The 13,613-nt window shown below is 67.6% G+C and carries 35 protein-coding genes; 18 read left to right on the plus strand and 17 right to left on the minus strand.

Annotated features, from left to right (window positions below; translation table 11 throughout):
* Positions 1-26: 26 nt before the first annotated feature.
* Complete coding sequence (locus ACZ31C_RS15515) at positions 27-257, minus strand: hypothetical protein (protein ID WP_465795847.1); 231 nt, start codon at positions 255-257, stop codon at positions 27-29.
* Between the two features lie 30 nt (positions 258-287).
* Positions 288-599, minus strand: a complete 312-nt coding sequence (locus tag ACZ31C_RS15520; RefSeq protein ID WP_465795848.1) for a hypothetical protein — start codon at positions 597-599, stop codon at positions 288-290.
* A 79-nt stretch (positions 600-678) separates the two neighbouring features.
* Between ACZ31C_RS15520 and ACZ31C_RS15525 the strand changes: the two genes are divergently transcribed.
* The gene (locus tag ACZ31C_RS15525) at positions 679-909 is read left to right on the plus strand and encodes a hypothetical protein (protein WP_465795849.1); all 231 of its coding nucleotides are present in this window, start codon (positions 679-681) and stop codon (positions 907-909) included.
* On the opposite strand, the gene ACZ31C_RS15530 is transcribed toward ACZ31C_RS15525, so the two are convergent.
* The 15 genes from ACZ31C_RS15530 to ACZ31C_RS15600 form a co-directional block, all read right to left on the minus strand.
* Positions 906-1,142: a hypothetical protein gene (locus ACZ31C_RS15530; RefSeq protein ID WP_465795850.1), complete on the minus strand. Its 237-nt coding sequence runs from the start codon at positions 1,140-1,142 to the stop codon at positions 906-908. The two genes, ACZ31C_RS15525 and ACZ31C_RS15530, sit on opposite strands and share 4 nt — an antisense overlap.
* A complete protein-coding gene (locus tag ACZ31C_RS15535) occupies positions 1,139-1,432 on the minus strand; it encodes a hypothetical protein (protein WP_465795851.1) in 294 nt (97 codons plus the stop codon). Before ACZ31C_RS15535 ends, ACZ31C_RS15530 begins: the two co-directional genes overlap by 4 nt.
* Positions 1,433-1,583: 151 nt before the next feature.
* A complete protein-coding gene (locus ACZ31C_RS15540) occupies positions 1,584-1,742 on the minus strand; it encodes a hypothetical protein (RefSeq protein WP_465795852.1) in 159 nt (52 codons plus the stop codon).
* Entirely contained in the window at positions 1,739-1,909 is a 171-nt protein-coding gene (locus ACZ31C_RS15545) for a hypothetical protein (RefSeq protein ID WP_465795853.1), read from the minus strand. The genes ACZ31C_RS15540 and ACZ31C_RS15545 overlap by 4 nt, the downstream gene beginning before the upstream one ends.
* A 126-nt stretch (positions 1,910-2,035) precedes the next feature.
* Complete coding sequence (locus ACZ31C_RS15550) at positions 2,036-2,167, minus strand: hypothetical protein (RefSeq protein ID WP_465795854.1); 132 nt, start codon at positions 2,165-2,167, stop codon at positions 2,036-2,038.
* Between the two features lie 95 nt (positions 2,168-2,262).
* Positions 2,263-2,517 carry a hypothetical protein gene (locus tag ACZ31C_RS15555; RefSeq protein ID WP_465795855.1) on the minus strand — a complete coding sequence of 85 codons (255 nt, stop codon included), beginning with the start codon at positions 2,515-2,517 and terminating at the stop codon, positions 2,263-2,265.
* Positions 2,514-2,813 carry a hypothetical protein gene (locus ACZ31C_RS15560; RefSeq protein ID WP_465795856.1) on the minus strand — a complete coding sequence of 100 codons (300 nt, stop codon included), beginning with the start codon at positions 2,811-2,813 and terminating at the stop codon, positions 2,514-2,516. The genes ACZ31C_RS15555 and ACZ31C_RS15560 overlap by 4 nt, the downstream gene beginning before the upstream one ends.
* Positions 2,813-3,013 carry a hypothetical protein gene (locus tag ACZ31C_RS15565; RefSeq protein ID WP_465795857.1) on the minus strand — a complete coding sequence of 67 codons (201 nt, stop codon included), beginning with the start codon at positions 3,011-3,013 and terminating at the stop codon, positions 2,813-2,815. Before ACZ31C_RS15565 ends, ACZ31C_RS15560 begins: the two co-directional genes overlap by 1 nt.
* Before the next feature lie 90 nt (positions 3,014-3,103).
* Complete coding sequence (locus ACZ31C_RS15570; RefSeq protein WP_465795858.1) at positions 3,104-3,277, minus strand: hypothetical protein; 174 nt, start codon at positions 3,275-3,277, stop codon at positions 3,104-3,106.
* A gap of 97 nt (positions 3,278-3,374) precedes the next feature.
* Positions 3,375-3,515 (minus strand): hypothetical protein, encoded by a 141-nt coding sequence (locus ACZ31C_RS15575; RefSeq protein WP_465795859.1) that lies wholly within the window; start codon positions 3,513-3,515, stop codon positions 3,375-3,377.
* Position 3,516: 1 nt separating this feature from the next.
* Positions 3,517-3,672: a hypothetical protein gene (locus ACZ31C_RS15580; RefSeq protein ID WP_465795860.1), complete on the minus strand. Its 156-nt coding sequence runs from the start codon at positions 3,670-3,672 to the stop codon at positions 3,517-3,519.
* A gap of 133 nt (positions 3,673-3,805) precedes the next feature.
* Positions 3,806-4,105, minus strand: a complete 300-nt coding sequence (locus ACZ31C_RS15585) for a hypothetical protein (protein ID WP_465795861.1) — start codon at positions 4,103-4,105, stop codon at positions 3,806-3,808.
* Positions 4,105-4,428: a hypothetical protein gene (locus tag ACZ31C_RS15590; RefSeq protein WP_465795862.1), complete on the minus strand. Its 324-nt coding sequence runs from the start codon at positions 4,426-4,428 to the stop codon at positions 4,105-4,107. The genes ACZ31C_RS15585 and ACZ31C_RS15590 overlap by 1 nt, the downstream gene beginning before the upstream one ends.
* On the minus strand, positions 4,428-4,712 hold the full coding sequence (locus ACZ31C_RS15595; protein WP_465795863.1) for a hypothetical protein: 285 nt from the start codon (positions 4,710-4,712) through the stop codon (positions 4,428-4,430). Before ACZ31C_RS15595 ends, ACZ31C_RS15590 begins: the two co-directional genes overlap by 1 nt.
* Positions 4,709-5,200 carry a hypothetical protein gene (locus ACZ31C_RS15600; protein ID WP_465795864.1) on the minus strand — a complete coding sequence of 164 codons (492 nt, stop codon included), beginning with the start codon at positions 5,198-5,200 and terminating at the stop codon, positions 4,709-4,711. The genes ACZ31C_RS15595 and ACZ31C_RS15600 overlap by 4 nt, the downstream gene beginning before the upstream one ends.
* Before the next feature lie 133 nt (positions 5,201-5,333).
* Between ACZ31C_RS15600 and ACZ31C_RS15605 the strand changes: the two genes are divergently transcribed.
* The 17 genes from ACZ31C_RS15605 (at position 5,334) to ACZ31C_RS15685 (ending at position 13,609) form a co-directional block, all read left to right on the plus strand.
* Positions 5,334-5,594, plus strand: coding sequence for a hypothetical protein (locus tag ACZ31C_RS15605; protein WP_465795865.1), 261 nt, complete (start codon positions 5,334-5,336; stop codon positions 5,592-5,594).
* Positions 5,595-5,727: 133 nt separating this feature from the next.
* Entirely contained in the window at positions 5,728-7,077 is a 1,350-nt protein-coding gene (locus tag ACZ31C_RS15610; protein ID WP_465795866.1) for a hypothetical protein, read from the plus strand.
* Between the two features lie 8 nt (positions 7,078-7,085).
* A complete protein-coding gene (locus tag ACZ31C_RS15615; RefSeq protein WP_465795867.1) occupies positions 7,086-7,676 on the plus strand; it encodes a PDDEXK family nuclease in 591 nt (196 codons plus the stop codon).
* Between the two features lie 84 nt (positions 7,677-7,760).
* Positions 7,761-8,714 (plus strand): hypothetical protein, encoded by a 954-nt coding sequence (locus ACZ31C_RS15620; RefSeq protein WP_465795868.1) that lies wholly within the window; start codon positions 7,761-7,763, stop codon positions 8,712-8,714.
* Positions 8,711-8,908 (plus strand): hypothetical protein, encoded by a 198-nt coding sequence (locus ACZ31C_RS15625; protein ID WP_465795869.1) that lies wholly within the window; start codon positions 8,711-8,713, stop codon positions 8,906-8,908. The genes ACZ31C_RS15620 and ACZ31C_RS15625 overlap by 4 nt, the downstream gene beginning before the upstream one ends.
* 25 nt (positions 8,909-8,933) lie before the next feature.
* Positions 8,934-9,263 (plus strand): early set domain-containing protein, encoded by a 330-nt coding sequence (locus ACZ31C_RS15630; protein ID WP_465795870.1) that lies wholly within the window; start codon positions 8,934-8,936, stop codon positions 9,261-9,263.
* Positions 9,260-9,628, plus strand: coding sequence for a hypothetical protein (locus ACZ31C_RS15635; protein WP_465795871.1), 369 nt, complete (start codon positions 9,260-9,262; stop codon positions 9,626-9,628). Before ACZ31C_RS15630 ends, ACZ31C_RS15635 begins: the two co-directional genes overlap by 4 nt.
* Positions 9,625-9,894, plus strand: coding sequence for a hypothetical protein (locus tag ACZ31C_RS15640; protein WP_465795872.1), 270 nt, complete (start codon positions 9,625-9,627; stop codon positions 9,892-9,894). Before ACZ31C_RS15635 ends, ACZ31C_RS15640 begins: the two co-directional genes overlap by 4 nt.
* A complete protein-coding gene (locus ACZ31C_RS15645; protein ID WP_465795873.1) occupies positions 9,891-10,340 on the plus strand; it encodes a hypothetical protein in 450 nt (149 codons plus the stop codon). Before ACZ31C_RS15640 ends, ACZ31C_RS15645 begins: the two co-directional genes overlap by 4 nt.
* Positions 10,337-10,528: a hypothetical protein gene (locus ACZ31C_RS15650; RefSeq protein WP_465795874.1), complete on the plus strand. Its 192-nt coding sequence runs from the start codon at positions 10,337-10,339 to the stop codon at positions 10,526-10,528. Before ACZ31C_RS15645 ends, ACZ31C_RS15650 begins: the two co-directional genes overlap by 4 nt.
* Positions 10,525-10,770, plus strand: a complete 246-nt coding sequence (locus ACZ31C_RS15655) for a hypothetical protein (protein ID WP_465795875.1) — start codon at positions 10,525-10,527, stop codon at positions 10,768-10,770. Before ACZ31C_RS15650 ends, ACZ31C_RS15655 begins: the two co-directional genes overlap by 4 nt.
* A gap of 8 nt (positions 10,771-10,778) precedes the next feature.
* Positions 10,779-11,102: a hypothetical protein gene (locus tag ACZ31C_RS15660; RefSeq protein WP_465795876.1), complete on the plus strand. Its 324-nt coding sequence runs from the start codon at positions 10,779-10,781 to the stop codon at positions 11,100-11,102.
* A gap of 417 nt (positions 11,103-11,519) precedes the next feature.
* Entirely contained in the window at positions 11,520-11,927 is a 408-nt protein-coding gene (locus ACZ31C_RS15665) for a hypothetical protein (RefSeq protein WP_465795877.1), read from the plus strand.
* Positions 11,928-11,970: 43 nt separating this feature from the next.
* Positions 11,971-12,438: a hypothetical protein gene (locus tag ACZ31C_RS15670; RefSeq protein ID WP_465795878.1), complete on the plus strand. Its 468-nt coding sequence runs from the start codon at positions 11,971-11,973 to the stop codon at positions 12,436-12,438.
* 83 nt (positions 12,439-12,521) lie between these two features.
* On the plus strand, positions 12,522-12,779 hold the full coding sequence (locus tag ACZ31C_RS15675; RefSeq protein WP_465795879.1) for a hypothetical protein: 258 nt from the start codon (positions 12,522-12,524) through the stop codon (positions 12,777-12,779).
* Positions 12,780-12,783: 4 nt separating this feature from the next.
* Positions 12,784-13,326, plus strand: coding sequence for a Panacea domain-containing protein (locus ACZ31C_RS15680; protein ID WP_465795880.1), 543 nt, complete (start codon positions 12,784-12,786; stop codon positions 13,324-13,326).
* The gene (locus ACZ31C_RS15685) at positions 13,319-13,609 is read left to right on the plus strand and encodes a hypothetical protein (protein WP_465795881.1); all 291 of its coding nucleotides are present in this window, start codon (positions 13,319-13,321) and stop codon (positions 13,607-13,609) included. Before ACZ31C_RS15680 ends, ACZ31C_RS15685 begins: the two co-directional genes overlap by 8 nt.
* Positions 13,610-13,613 lie beyond the last annotated feature (4 nt).

A 13,613-nucleotide genomic window follows, 5' to 3' on the forward strand; every position in this document is an offset into this window, starting at 1 on the left:
ACACATGGCCGACCGCCGGCACCGAACTAGTCGGCGAGGTAGAGCGTGGTGTCGGCGGGCATCGGCACCGGATTCCCCACCCCGACGAAACGAACAGCGGCGTAGTTGCCGCGAATCTTGGCGGACTCGAAGGTGAACATGGCACCGGATGGCAGCTGAACCTTGTCGCCGGGGTTGAGTTGGTCGATGGTGCGCTGCCGGTTGAGGCGGTCACGGAGTGCGGTGAGGGCGTTCTCGGAATCGGCCGGGCTGGTCATGGCGGGTGCTCCTGTCTGCTGGTGTCGATGTCAGCGGGCAAGGCCGAAAGTGTCGGCGGCCGGCCCGTCAACCGGCTCGCCGGGAATCAGAAACTCGAAGCGGATCCACACGTGGAAGGTGCGCTTCCGGCCCGCGTAGGCGGGGTCGATGATGTCGGCCCGCCACACCCAAATGCGGTGGGGTGCGCCGTCGTGGGCGACGGTGAGGGTGATGCGGGCGAGGTAGGTGCCGGAGGGCAGGTCCGGGCGGTAGGGGTGGGGGTTGATGGTGAAGTTGCGGATGTAGTGGTCGCCGACTTCGGGGGTGGTGGGGGCCGGGATGAGGGGGCTGGTGGTGGTCATCTCGACTCCTTCATAAAGTGGCTATCCATATATTAGCCCGCCCGTGGATTAGTGGCAAGCCACATGGCAGACTTGACCCATGACCGACACCCGCAGCGACCGCCACCGCAACAAGCCCATGGGCATCCGCCCCGACGACGACCTGCAAGAACGCACCAAGAAGACCCTCGACGAGCAAGGCTGGACCATGACCGAGTTCGTGTCCGCCTGCATGGAACTCGTCAACAAGAACCCCGAAGCCATGCTCAAGCGGCTGGCCGCGTTCAAGCCGTCAACGCCTCGCGGGCGGCCCCGCAAGAAGCAGCCCTAGACGGCGCCGACTGGCACGTCAGCCCACACCGCCGTCATCGCCACCCCATCCCGCACCACCTCGTACGTGCCGTCCCCCACACCGATCACCCACCAGCCGCGCCCGCAACCGTTGATCTCGACGGTGACGGGCGTGTTGGCGTCCAACAGCCGGCGAATGTGGGCGGCCTGGTCGGCACGGTCACGGCCCGACGGAACGACAGGGCTGGCGCGGGCCGAAGCTGGCGCGGTCACCGCGTCCGCCCGAACAGGCCGAGCATCTCCGCCATCGGCCCATACCCCCAGTCGCGCAAAACCTGGGCGGCCTGCCCGTCCAGGCAGCAGATCCGCGACCTGTTACGGAACTCGATGATCCGCCGCCCGCCCCGCGCATCTTGCAGTAGCGGCGGACCGCAGGCCGCCACACCGACGTCGAGCATGTACTGGTTGATGTCGCGCACGTACGGCCTGCTGGTGACGGTCGCGGCGAGTTCGTCGAGCTGGTTGAGGGCGGGTTCGAAGATGGCGGCAATCTGCTCGTTCACTGGCTGACCTCCTGTCGGGTGGGGCAGTTTCGGGGGCAGGGACTGCGGTCGCGGTCGGTGCCGCACACGCACACGTGCGGGACCGGTTCGGGTTGGACGAGACGGCGGGGACGACCGCAGGTGGCCGCCCCCGCCTCGCCTTCGTCTGCGGTCACTTCGTGTCGGGCTTCGACTGCCCGCCGCTGGTACGCCCGTGGTGGGTGGTCCAGGTGCGGTCCTGCCGGTTGTAGCTGGACGGCTTACCGGACGCGCCGGCAGCCATCGCCCCGAACACGACAGCAGCTCGATCGGTGGCGTCGGGGGTGCTCACCGGACCGGCCTCGCGTCGGTCTGCTTGCGGGCGGCCTGGACTGCCGGGTGTCGGGTGAGCTGCTGCCGTAGCCGCTCGGCTTCGGCGGCGGTGGTGCGGGAACCGCTGCTGGCGGCGTCGTTCTGCGCCTGCTGCCATTTGCTGTGCTCGTCTGCGAAACTGGCCATGGCCGTTCTCCTTCGGGTGGCGGCCACCCCCGGCGTTCTGATCGCCGTGTGGGGATGGTCCTCGTGACTGGGGATCGGGTGGGGTGCGGGCGGCTTGTTCAGGGCGTGGCCCGCACCCCACCTCCGCTACTTGCGGCGGGTGCTGCTGTTGAGTGCCTGGTCGACGGCAGTGGTGCGCCTCGACGGGGACAGGTCACCGGTGGCGCGGATCGTCTGCCCGACCGTCGCGGCCTGGTCGCTGCTGCTGGGCTTCGCCATGCGGGGCTCCTTCGGGGTGGGGTTGGTCGTCGCGGCTGCGGTGACCCGTTGCGGGCCGGTGATGCAAGGTCCGGCCCGCCCGGCTCACGTACAGGTCAGCGGACGGTGGAAGGGTCGGGCTTCGGGGCTGCCAGCTCGGCACGCCACTGCCGGAAGTTGCGGGTGTACACCCACGAGTAGGCGGCGCAGGAGACGAGAAACCCCCACTGGCGGGTGTGGACCGCATAGGCGAGCCACAGCACTTGGGCGCCGATGCCGACAGCCCACCCCCACGGGGATTTACGGCCGGCGAGGTAGAGGCCGAACACGCCGACGGCGGTGAGCAGCCACGACCACAGTTGCGGGTTCACCGGTCGGTGCCGAGCAGGTAGGCGACCACCTGCATGTCGTGATCGTCGGCGCCGATCTGCGGCCCCAGCTTGTCGAGAAGGTCACGACGGCGGGCGCTGGTGAGGCTTCCGTGGACGGCGATGGCGGACCACAGTGCGTGCTGGTCGGGGGTCATGGTGACGACGACCGGGATTACCGCGCGGAGCAGCCACAGGATCTGCTGGTACACGGTCATGTGGGCGGGGCCGCCGTGGACGACGGTCCAGCCGTGCTGCTGCCGGAGACGGATCCGCCCGGCGAGGTCGAGGCGGACCATCACCGGCCCTCCCGCCGCGCCATCCGGTCCCACCCGAACTTGGCGTCCTCCATGGCGTTCCTGGTGTCCTGGGCGACGCTGCTGATGACGTTGTCGGCGAGCCGGAACGGGTTGCTGGCACTGCTGCCGGCGGTGGCCGACTTGGTGTAGGTGACGCCGTTGACGACGGCGGTGACGGTGACCTCGACGGTGTTGTCCATGGTTTCCTCCGGCTGGTTGCTGGGTTGGCCTGTGATTGACCCCGCCGGGCTGGGATGCCGAAACACCTCAGCCCGACAGGCTCACTCAGGTCAGACCGTCAGGCCCATCTGGGAGGCGTGGATCGCGGCCCGGTTGATGTGGCCCCGGTTCGGACGCTTCGCCGGACGGAACACGGTGCCCTGCTCGCCATCCATGTCGGCGACGACAGCGACGGTGGTGCGCTGGGCGCGGGCGATACGGCGGGCGGTCGCGTTCTTGAACATGAGACTTCTCCCTGGTCAGGGTGTTGCACGACGTGGATTGGGTGGCGCTTCGTGGGCGGCCCCGACACGACTCGGGGCGCGGGGCCGCCCAGTGCTGCTACTTGCTGGGCTTGCTGGCCGAGGGGCGGCTGTTGAACCCGGTGCGGTGGAATTCGTCCGCGACCGCGATGTTCTGCTCGTCTTTGGCCCGCTGCGTCTTGTCGCGTTGGGCGTTCAGGCTGCGCACCTCGGCGGCCATGTCAGGCCACCAGCGGAAGCAGCATCGTGTCGGTCATGGGGCAGCGGGCCTCCCCTGCCGCCCACGGATCCTGCGGGGCAGGCCATGCGGGCAGTGGGCGGGTGACGCCGGGCCGGTGGACGCCGTGCAGGCCGAGCAGCCGGCGGATGGCGGTCACCGGACAGTCCAGACGCGGCGCGGCCGGTACGGGCTGTTCATCGGCGCGTCGGAGCGGACAGCGGCACCGAGAATCCGGGCCGGACCTGCGGTGGCATTCGGGGAGCTGTGGACGGGGCGGGGCTGCGACTGGTTCACTGCGCCACCACCTCAACCGCATGCCGGGACGTGTACCGGTTCGGGTTGGCGTGCCGCAGCATGTGCTCCCCCACCGACGTCAGGCGCAGCACCCAGCCGCCGGCACGACGCCGGTGCGACTCCATCACCCACGACTGGTCGAGCATCTGCCGCAGGGTGGCGATGTAGTCGGGGTACTCGTGGGGCTCAACGCTGGTGTCGCTGGTGTCGCTGGTGACGGTGAACGCGCCGCCGGGCAGCAGGATCACCCGACCCTGGTCGACGTCGCCGAGAATGCGGGCAGTCAGATCCGTCATCACGCACCCCGCCGGGAAGCGTTGATGCGGTCGGCGACCTGCTGGGCCAGCAGCAACGCCCGCACCAGATCAGCAGTGGACGCGTACGTGCCCTCCACACCGGTCACGTCGATGACGGCCAGGCCCTCGATCACAGTGCCGTCCGGTCCCTGCTGCACCCGCTGGGTGACCTGCACAGTCCAGGTGGCGTCGTCGTAGTGGTCGGAGCCCTTCCATACTCGGGAGTAGTGGTCGACGACTCCCGGGTCGGGGGTGCGGCATTCGGTGCACCAGTCGGGGTCCTGCGGCATGAAGAACGTGGTGGTCGCCGTCGGGGCGGTCATCAGCGCACCCCCTCGAACTGGTCGGCGAACAGTTCGGCAGCCGTCAGCAGGGCACGCAGCGTGTCCAGGTGGCGGGTGAGGGACTGCTTGCCGTCGGAGGTGACGTGCACCGCCGTGTAGCCGTACTGGTGGCTTCCGTCGTCGCGGGTGGTGTCGGACCGCTGCACCCACACCTTCACGTCGGCGATGGAGCCGATGGGGTGCCGGTGGGTGATGTCGAGTCCGTCGATGACGCAGGTGTTGGGCTGGCACCAGGCGGGGTGCGCGGTGGTCTGCGGCGTCATCGGGCCACCTGCCGGCGTGCGTCCCGGTCGGCGGCCAGCCCGGCGGCGTGCGCGTCGCGCAGCTCCCGGAAGTTGCGGGGCCGGTTGGGGTGGCGCAGCGAGTCCACCAGCTCGGCGACCTTCGCGGTGTCGGCGGGCGACTCCAAGCGGTCGAGCAGGGCGTTGATGTGTTCGACGCGGCTGCGGGACTCGGAGTCGTGGCGGACCTGGACGATGAACAGTTCCTGGCGGAGCGCCTCGTCCAACGCTTCGCGGATGCCTTCGGGGCTGACGCCGTTCACGGCCCCGTCGCGGATGACGCGGTGCACGAGGTTGGCGGTGTCCACGTCGGCGATGACGAAGGACAGTTCGTCGTAGCGGTGGGGGCTTCCGGCGGCGCGGACGCCGATGGAGAAGCCGCCGTCGACGGGCAGGTTGAGGATGACCTCGTAGTTGCCGTAGGTGCGGCGTTGGGCCTCACCGGGCGCGCTGATGACAGCGTTCGACATGGTTCGGGCTACCTCCCGATTGGGGCGTCAGTGTTGCGAGCACTTCGCGACGCCGTATTGCCTTGTGCCTCGACTTTAAAGGGTGGCCCGACAACTTGTCAAGGGTACGGCTTAACCGGTACTCTTTGATCTCATGAAGGAACCCGACTACGACGCCCTTCCTGTGAAGGAGGCGGATCGTCTGATCCAAGAGAAGATCGCCCACCACCGCGACCAGATGCAGTACTGGGGGCTGCGACGCGGACAGCGACTCCAACGCGAGTTGGACGCCGGAAGGAAGCCGGCGCAGATCGCCGTAGACATCGACACGTCGGCGCAGGTCGTCTACGACCTAACCCGCAAGGCACGCAAGGCGGCAGCCGAGCAAGCCGAACAGGTGACCGACAACCCCTAGAGACAGGTGCGCCCCTGGGTCCGCGCTCGCAACGACAGCCCCAGGGACGACTTGACGGAGAGGTAGCTCCGCCCATGCAACAGGGTACGGCGTACCCCGTAACTCCCGTGCGACGGGCCCGGGAGGTCAGCCAGTGACCTCCGACATCAACACGCGCCCCGTCGGCACCTACGAGTGGGTTCGATACCTGAGCAGCATCGACATCGGCGACAGCGACTGCATTAGTGGCGTCGCTGGTCGCACGATCAAGGGCGTCGCGTTCCGCTTGTCCTACTGGGCCAACCAGGACGGGACCTCCATCAAGGCAGGCCCCGCGCGAATCGCGGTCATCTGCGAGGTCGACTACAAGACCGCCAAGAACGTGCTCGCAGCTCTACGTAAGGTCGGGCTGCTGCAACTGGTACGGCGCGGCCGTGGCCCTGTCGCCGAGCGGACCCACGTCGGCGACGAGTACCGCCTGACGGTGCCAGTCACCCCGCCGACCGGACTGCGAGTGCGGTCCGAGGACGAGATCCTCGCTGCCATCGCCGCAGTGAAGGAGGCCAACAGCCGCAACCGTACGGGGGAATCACGCCCCCGTAAGGCGACCAAGTTGCGGGGGCCTGCCGCACCCGTAACAACCGGGGAGGCGGACGAAGTTACGGGGGAACTGGTTCCCCGTGATGCAGAGTTGCGGGGTAATCCAGAGCAGAGTTACGGGGTAACTGGTTCCGCTATACCTACCCAGCACCAACCCGTAAAAGAAAACCAACCCTCCTCCTCCTCCCCCACCGTCGAACCTGACTCCTCGCCGCGCTTCAACAAGCAGGAGGAGGGAGGGATGGATGATTCGAAAACCAGAGCAGACCTCGCCCTCATGGCCACCGCTGCCCGCCTCGTTGACCCCTACCGCCACGACATGACCATCGTTGAAGCGCACCGCCTCGTCAGCCACGTCGTCACGGTGCTCGCTAAGGGATGGCCGGAGCGGTCCGTAGCGGACGCCCTAGCCAGCGACCTTGCCGGCCTTGACTCAGTTGCCGCCGGGCTGATCGGGCGGATGAAGGAACTTGCATCCGCCCCTGTGGAATTCGACGACGACAGTGGTGTTGCTGCCGGTCCGCTCTGCTCAACCTGCGGTGACACGGGCCGGGTGGAGACGCGCAGCATGTACGAAGGCGACGCACTCAAGGTCAACCCTTGCTACCACTGCACTAACGACGGGCGGGGCAGATGCCGCATCCACCCCGGCCACCCGTCGCGCCGCTGCGCAGGATGCCGAGGTGACCGGATCGCTGTCGACAACGAACAGCCCCGCACCAGTCAGCGCAGCCCGGACGGAACCCGCGTCAACATGCCCGACGGTGCCCGCACCGCGCAGTGGGAACGCCGCCGCCAACAGCACAGCCAGGAAACACCCATCGGCTACACCCGCCGCCCCGACGGTCGACTACTCCTCACCGACTCCCACAACCCGAACATCGACTGGGACACGAAGGTATGACCAGCCATATGAACACCCCGAAGGCCATCGAAACCCACTACGCCGGCTGCCGCTTCCGGTCCCGGCTCGAAGCACGCTGGGGAGTCTTCCTCGACCACCTCGGCATCCGCTGGCAGTACGAACATGAGGGCTACGAGCTGTCCACCGGCGACCGATACCTGCCCGACTTCTACCTGCCCGACTTCGACCAGTGGGCAGAAGTTAAAGGAACCCTCAGCCACCGAGACTTCCAACGAACCCTTGTAGCGGCCACCGAACTGCCCGCCAAGAACACGAACCAGATTCGGCCCGGCATTCTCTTCCTTGGCCCCATCCCCGAGCCGGGCCGCGCGTACGGCCACGCCAAGGTGGGTGCCATCGGCGCGACGCTGGCAGTGCAGAGCGTGTTCTTCACGAAGCGGAGCACCCTATGGGGCGTCGGACCAGTCGCCTTGTGGCCGCTCGAATCGACCCTGCGGCTGTCCGAGGATGAGACAGCGTGGGTCAGGAACTCGTTCACTGAGGCAGCCGACTCCGACGATCTTGCCCTGACTCCTGTCGTTGACGCCGCTTACCGGGCCGCACGATCCGCCCGCTTCGAGCACGGCGAATCGGGTTGAGCACGGCGCGAGGCGGTCAACTTGGGCGCATCTTCGCTGGCCGCGAAGCCGACTACGACGAGAAACTGTGAACCGGAGGAACCCATGACCGACCAGCCACACCAGATAGTCGCTCTCACTGACGCCGACACCACCTACTACCTGCTGCCCCGCTACCCGTTCGACGCCGCAACCCGCAGTGTCACCTGGACTGCCGCCGCCGGTGACACGCTCACCCCCGTCAACCCGTCCAGCAGTCGGCTTGGCGGATGGCACAAGGCCCCCGGCCCGGTGCAGGATCTGACTGCCACCCAGCCGGGCCCGTCCACGAACGTCGGCTACCGGCTGCGTGACCCCGAGATGGCGTCGCCGAAACTGCCCGTCGAGCTGCCGCCGGACGGGCTGGACACGCTCGACCTGGACGAAGGCACCGCCGACGCCCTGTACCGGGCTGTGTGGGAGAACGGGCCGCCGATCGTCCGCTTGTTCCCTGCCGCCGACATGATCGTTGCCGATGACGCGGGCGCACCGCCGCCTGAGGATGGTCTGCGGTGGGTGCCGAACCTGCGTGACGAGCTGCGGCAGCACCACGCCCTGCATCACCTGTTTCCCGGCCACCTGGAAGGGTTCCGGCAGGCTGTCGCCGACGCGGCCGGTGCGTTGCCGGTGGTGGGCTCCGGTTTCCTGGATGGTGCCCGCATCGATCGGGAACGGCCGACAGTGGTTCGGGTGTCGACGGAGGTTGCGTACGAGCCGCACACCACCCGGTTTGTGCGGGACACGGGCCGTAACGGGCAGAAGTTGAAGCGTGGTCGGACTGTGACGGAGACGAAGCGGCTTGAGGTGTCGGTGCAGGTGCCGGATGTGATCTCGGGCCGTAACCGGGCCGATGCGAAGGCGCGTTGGGATGCCGAGTTGGCGTCGATCCTGGACACGATCACGGAGGCGTTGACGCCGGCCCCGTGCTGGCATTGCCAGGGCACAGGTGTTGTTGCCCGCAAGGATGCGGTTGTTGCCGCCGTCTCGCACGGTTCCCCGTGGACGGAGGGCCAGCAGTGACCGCCATCGACGTTCCCGCCGACGACATTGAAACGGCTGCCCTGGTGGTTGCCGAGTACGGGCCATCAGATGCGGTGACAGTGCTGGTCACGTCCGGCCTGTACGGGTGGGACCGTGAACGCGCCTCGGCTGCCGTGTTGCTGGCGCTTCCACTGGCCCGAACCCTGACCGCACCGGCCGTCTCACGCGGCTGACCCAACCAGCGAACCGGAGGTAGCTATGACCAATCTGCTGATCGACTACACCACTCCCCACGGCCGGGCACACACCCAAGCCGCCGACATCGCCTTCCTGCTCTCTACCCCCAGCCGGCGCGCCACCATCCACAGCATCGCCGCCGAACCCAACCAGCATGTTCGCGCCGACCGACTACGCGCCGAACTGGACATGCCCGGCGTCGACTACGACCTGACCCGCGATGATGACGGCACCCTCACTGTGGTGGTACAGCCGGAGCCCGGCCAAACGCACCCGCCGGCACGAGCGATGCTCACGGGCCGTTCGCCGCGATCGGTGTGCACCTGCCCCGAGACGGAGGGCCAGCAGTGACCGCCGTTGACCCGGACGACATCACCGGCGCGCAGGAAGCACTCCACTACGTCGGCCTGCCCGACATCGACCGCCGCATCCTTGCGGCCATCCTCGAAGCCGACCCGTCTGTTGCTGGCACCGCCAAGTCGTGGGGTTGGACTGACACGGAGGTGCGTGACGATGTGGCAGCCGCCGTCACCTGCCGCGTGCTGAACCTGACGCGCGAGGAGTACCTGCGGCGGGTGTGCGCCGATGAGCGCGGTCTCGCCGACGAGTTGGAGGCGGCGCACACCCGCTGGGTGGCCGCTAACCCGACCTCCCCGACTCCCGAGCCGGAGAACGCCACACCCCGAACTAACCCAACCACCCGGAGGACACCATGACCGACCCGACCACCGCGAAGCGCGGCCACGGCTACGCGTTCCGCTGCGAAATCTGCGACAACGAACCCACCTGGACCATCACCCGAATCGGCGACGTAGCCACCTCGTGGGCGTGCAACACCGACCTGGCCGCCGTCTGCGACCGGCTGCAACGCGACTTCGAGGTCACCGAACTACGCGTCACCCACCACGCGAAGGCGTTGGAGTGGGCCGAGCTGGGGCGGATCCTGAACCCGCACGACAAGCCCGAGCGGAGGCACCTGTGAGCGACACCGCCGCACCGTTGGCCCGTTACACCTACTGGGCTGTCAGTCACGCCGTAGAAGACCTCGTCCTCATCCACGAAGACACCGACAGCGTCCGCGAAGGCTGGTACGAAGCCATCTGCACCGACGGCAACAGCGACCAGGAATGCGCCTGGCGCACCACCGGCAGCGAACCCGTTGTGGAAGACGCCGCCCACGAACACGTCGCCGAACAGCACCCCAAGGTGGTGGAACGGGAGAAGCTGATCCTGGCGGCAGCCCGCGCCTACTGCGTCACCAAGTTCCCCTACCCCCTGGACGAGTATGTGACTGCCGACGCACGTGAGCGGCATATCGACGGGGACACGGCGTCTCATGCCCGCGTCGAGTCGTTCCGGGCGGCAGTCAACGCCGCCCTCGACGCCGCCGAGATGCGTGCACCCGATTCGATGGAGGAAACCCGATGACCACCTGGATGTTGGCTGCTCTTGCCTACACACTCATCGCTGGGCTGGCGATCGGCTCGGTCGTCACCGCGAGTGTGCTGCACCGCCGCCGACGCGCGGCAGCAGCAGCCGCGCACCGGTACTTCCAGTCGATTGCCGCCGACCATCAGCGCGAGGTCGACCGGCTGCGTGCAGAGGCCGCCCGATGACAGGGCGTCAGCGCGCCGCGATCCTCTCCTGGGACTACCGGCAGCAACCCGACCTCAACCAGCTCGCCCGCTTCGTACACGAACTATCCGGCGGCACACTGCACATCGAGCAGGCCAACACCGGATCAGACGAGGACGCGATCGTCATCACCACCACCGCCCTGCCCACCCCGGTCGTTGACCGCCTGTACCAGCGGTGGTCGCACGGCATGTTGGGCGACGAAGACGTGTTCACCATCTAGGAGGCGAAGTGTCCGACTCCCCTATCCGCCGTCTCATCGAGCAGTCGGTCGACAGTCCGATGTCCGTCCGCGTCAAGCCTGCCCGCGCCATCGTCGGCGGCGTGGTCTACGAGGCGCCGCCACCCGAGACTCCCGGCATGACCGTAGATCCGGGCGGCATCGTGCGGAACACCAACGGAGCACCGCTGATTCAGATCGTCACCTCTACCGCGCTGCCCTCCGGCGTCGATGCCGTCCTGATTGCCGCGCCCGATCCGGACGACCCCGCGCCCATCGAGCGTCGGGCAGTTGTCCTTCGCAACGACCCCCACCGGAAGGCAGACGAGGAATGACCGAGACACCCACCCGCCACACCAACGAAGACGCCGAGATCCTTCGGGCGCTCGTCCGCGCCGAACAGCTACGCACCGAGAACGGCTGCCGCCCCTACTACTGCCCCACCTCCGGTGACGTCGAATGCTGCCCAGATCATTCCGGCTGGGACGTGTGCTGCGCCAAGCCCCACCTGCACCGGCCGTTGTCCCGCGAAGGTGAACCCGTCCGACCACCTGGCCTGGTGGCGAGGATGCGCCGGTTCGCCTGCCGTGTCGGACTGCACTTCACGTCTTGGGATCGCGAGTGGGACGGCTACCGGTGCGCCTGCGGACGAAACTTCCTAGGGGCCGAAACAATCCGACCGTGAACACCCGGCAGCCTGCTGGCGCATAAGGCCCGCAACCCCTCCCCCCTGGCCTGTGAGGAGCCCACCCATGCCCGGTCGTACCCCCACCATCTACCGGCCGCTGAAACCCGCCCGAATGCGCCTGTGGATGCCGTACGAAGGCGGCTCCAACCGGGCCTGGCTGCACGCCACCTTGGGCGCCCGCATCCAACCCATCTACGACAAGCCGTCTCGGCAGTGGTTGATCGCCCGCAACCACTTCAACACCCTCGTTGAGCATCTGCTGGACCGGTTCGGGCAGGTCGACGCCGAGGTCGAGTTTTCGACCACGCAACGCTGCGACACCCGCTGCCGGGAAGCTGCCGGCGACGACTGCGACTGCTCGTGCATGGGCGAGTATCACGGTGGCGGCATGTGGGGCGGCTGGTTTCAGGTCGGCGACACGACCTTGGTTCGGCCGGGCGTGCAGGTGCGGACGATGCGGATCCAGCGCTGATCTGTCGTTAGGTGTGCTGGCGTCGGGCTGCCACCATGAGTCGGTGAACCCGGACATATCAACCGCCCTGGCGATTGCCGGCACCCTCGGCGGCACCACCCTCGGCGCCTACCTCAGCGCCAGACTGCAACGCCGCAACCAGCAGGACGCGCTCCTCCACAACGCCCGCCTCGCCGTGCACACCGACATGTTCCTGCACCTCGCCAGGTCGCGGCGCCGAATCGACCGCATCGACAATGGGGCCGACGAGCACGATCCGGTCGGCTACGGTCCGCCGCAGGATTTGGCGACAGTCGACGCCAGGGTGCGCCTGCTCTGTGATGCGAAGACGCGGCGGGCGTGGCAGGAGTACCTGGACGCGGTGAGGCACCTCGACTGGTACATCAGCGAGCACGTGGATCCGACCAATCCGGTGATGCCGGACTGTGGGGCGCTGGTGCGGCTACAGGAGGCTGCGGATGGCGTCGACCGGGCGGTGCGGGCCGAAAGCGGGTTGAGGCCGGACGACTGAGGTCGTTTGCACGGCGCGGCCTGTCGCAGCGGCGCACCACAACCACATAGACGTGTGACGTTCAGTGACGGCACAATGGGCGTATGGCTACCGCGAGCGACGCCGACGAATTCTCGTACCTCGTGCCCGGCTGGCTGTGGCAGCAGCAGCGAGGCACCGTTCTGCGTCGCGCCCGCCAAGCTGCCCGCCGCAAGCGCAAGAACGCCGCCGGGGAGCCGGTGGTGCACGTGGTGCTGGTGTGGCCGCAAACGCCTCCGAAAAATCGCAGGTCACAGCCCGTCACCGACCCTAACTGTGGCCGTTTCGACGGCTGCCTGATGTCGCACCCGGCCGTAGACTGACACCATGCCCGCATCCGCCCACACCATCGCCGCCGAACTTCGCCGCCGGCTACCCGGCCTGGGCACCAAAAAGCTGCACAAACTGCTCTACTACTGCCAAGGCCACCACCTAGCCGCATTCGACCGGCCCCTGTTCGACGAGACGATCTCCGCCTGGGACATGGGCCCAGTTGTCGGCACTCTGTGGCGGCAGGAACGCGACGGCAATATCCCCGCCATCGACGTGGGTCTTGGGGAAGCCGAACTGAACACGATCGGCTACGTGGTGTCCCGGTACGGCAAACTCACCGGCAACGACCTTGAACGGCTCACCCACAGCGAAACCCCGTGGCAGTGGGCCGACGCCACCCGCGCACCCGGCGGCAGCGCCCCCATCCGCCGCGACTGGATCAAGGGCTACTTCCAAACCGACGGCGCAGCCGCAGACGGCCCGCCACTCGACACTGCGCAGGTCCGCAACTGGCTGATCGAGGCCGCCGCCACCCACCAGCCCGTCGAGGTGGACAGCATCGAGTCCCTGCGGGCGAGAATCAGCAGCGGTGTCTGACGCCCTCTGGCAGCTCCGCAACTTCGAACAGCACCTTGACCTGTGGATCACCACCGAAAACCCCGACCAGGATTTGATCAACCTGGTTACGGCGTGGGTGCTGTCCCGCTTCGAAGACCCCTACCAAGGTGTGAAGCGCGAGGACGGCTTCCCGAACCTGTGGTGGGGGCATGTGCCGCTGTCGTTGCGGGATGAGACTGTGATGGTGTGCTCGTACATGGTCGAAGAGTCGACGCGCACCGTGTCCTGCAAATCGATCATGCCGTTGTCGTTGCCGACCTGACGGG

This window comes from Micromonospora sp. NPDC023869, from assembly GCF_055559695.1.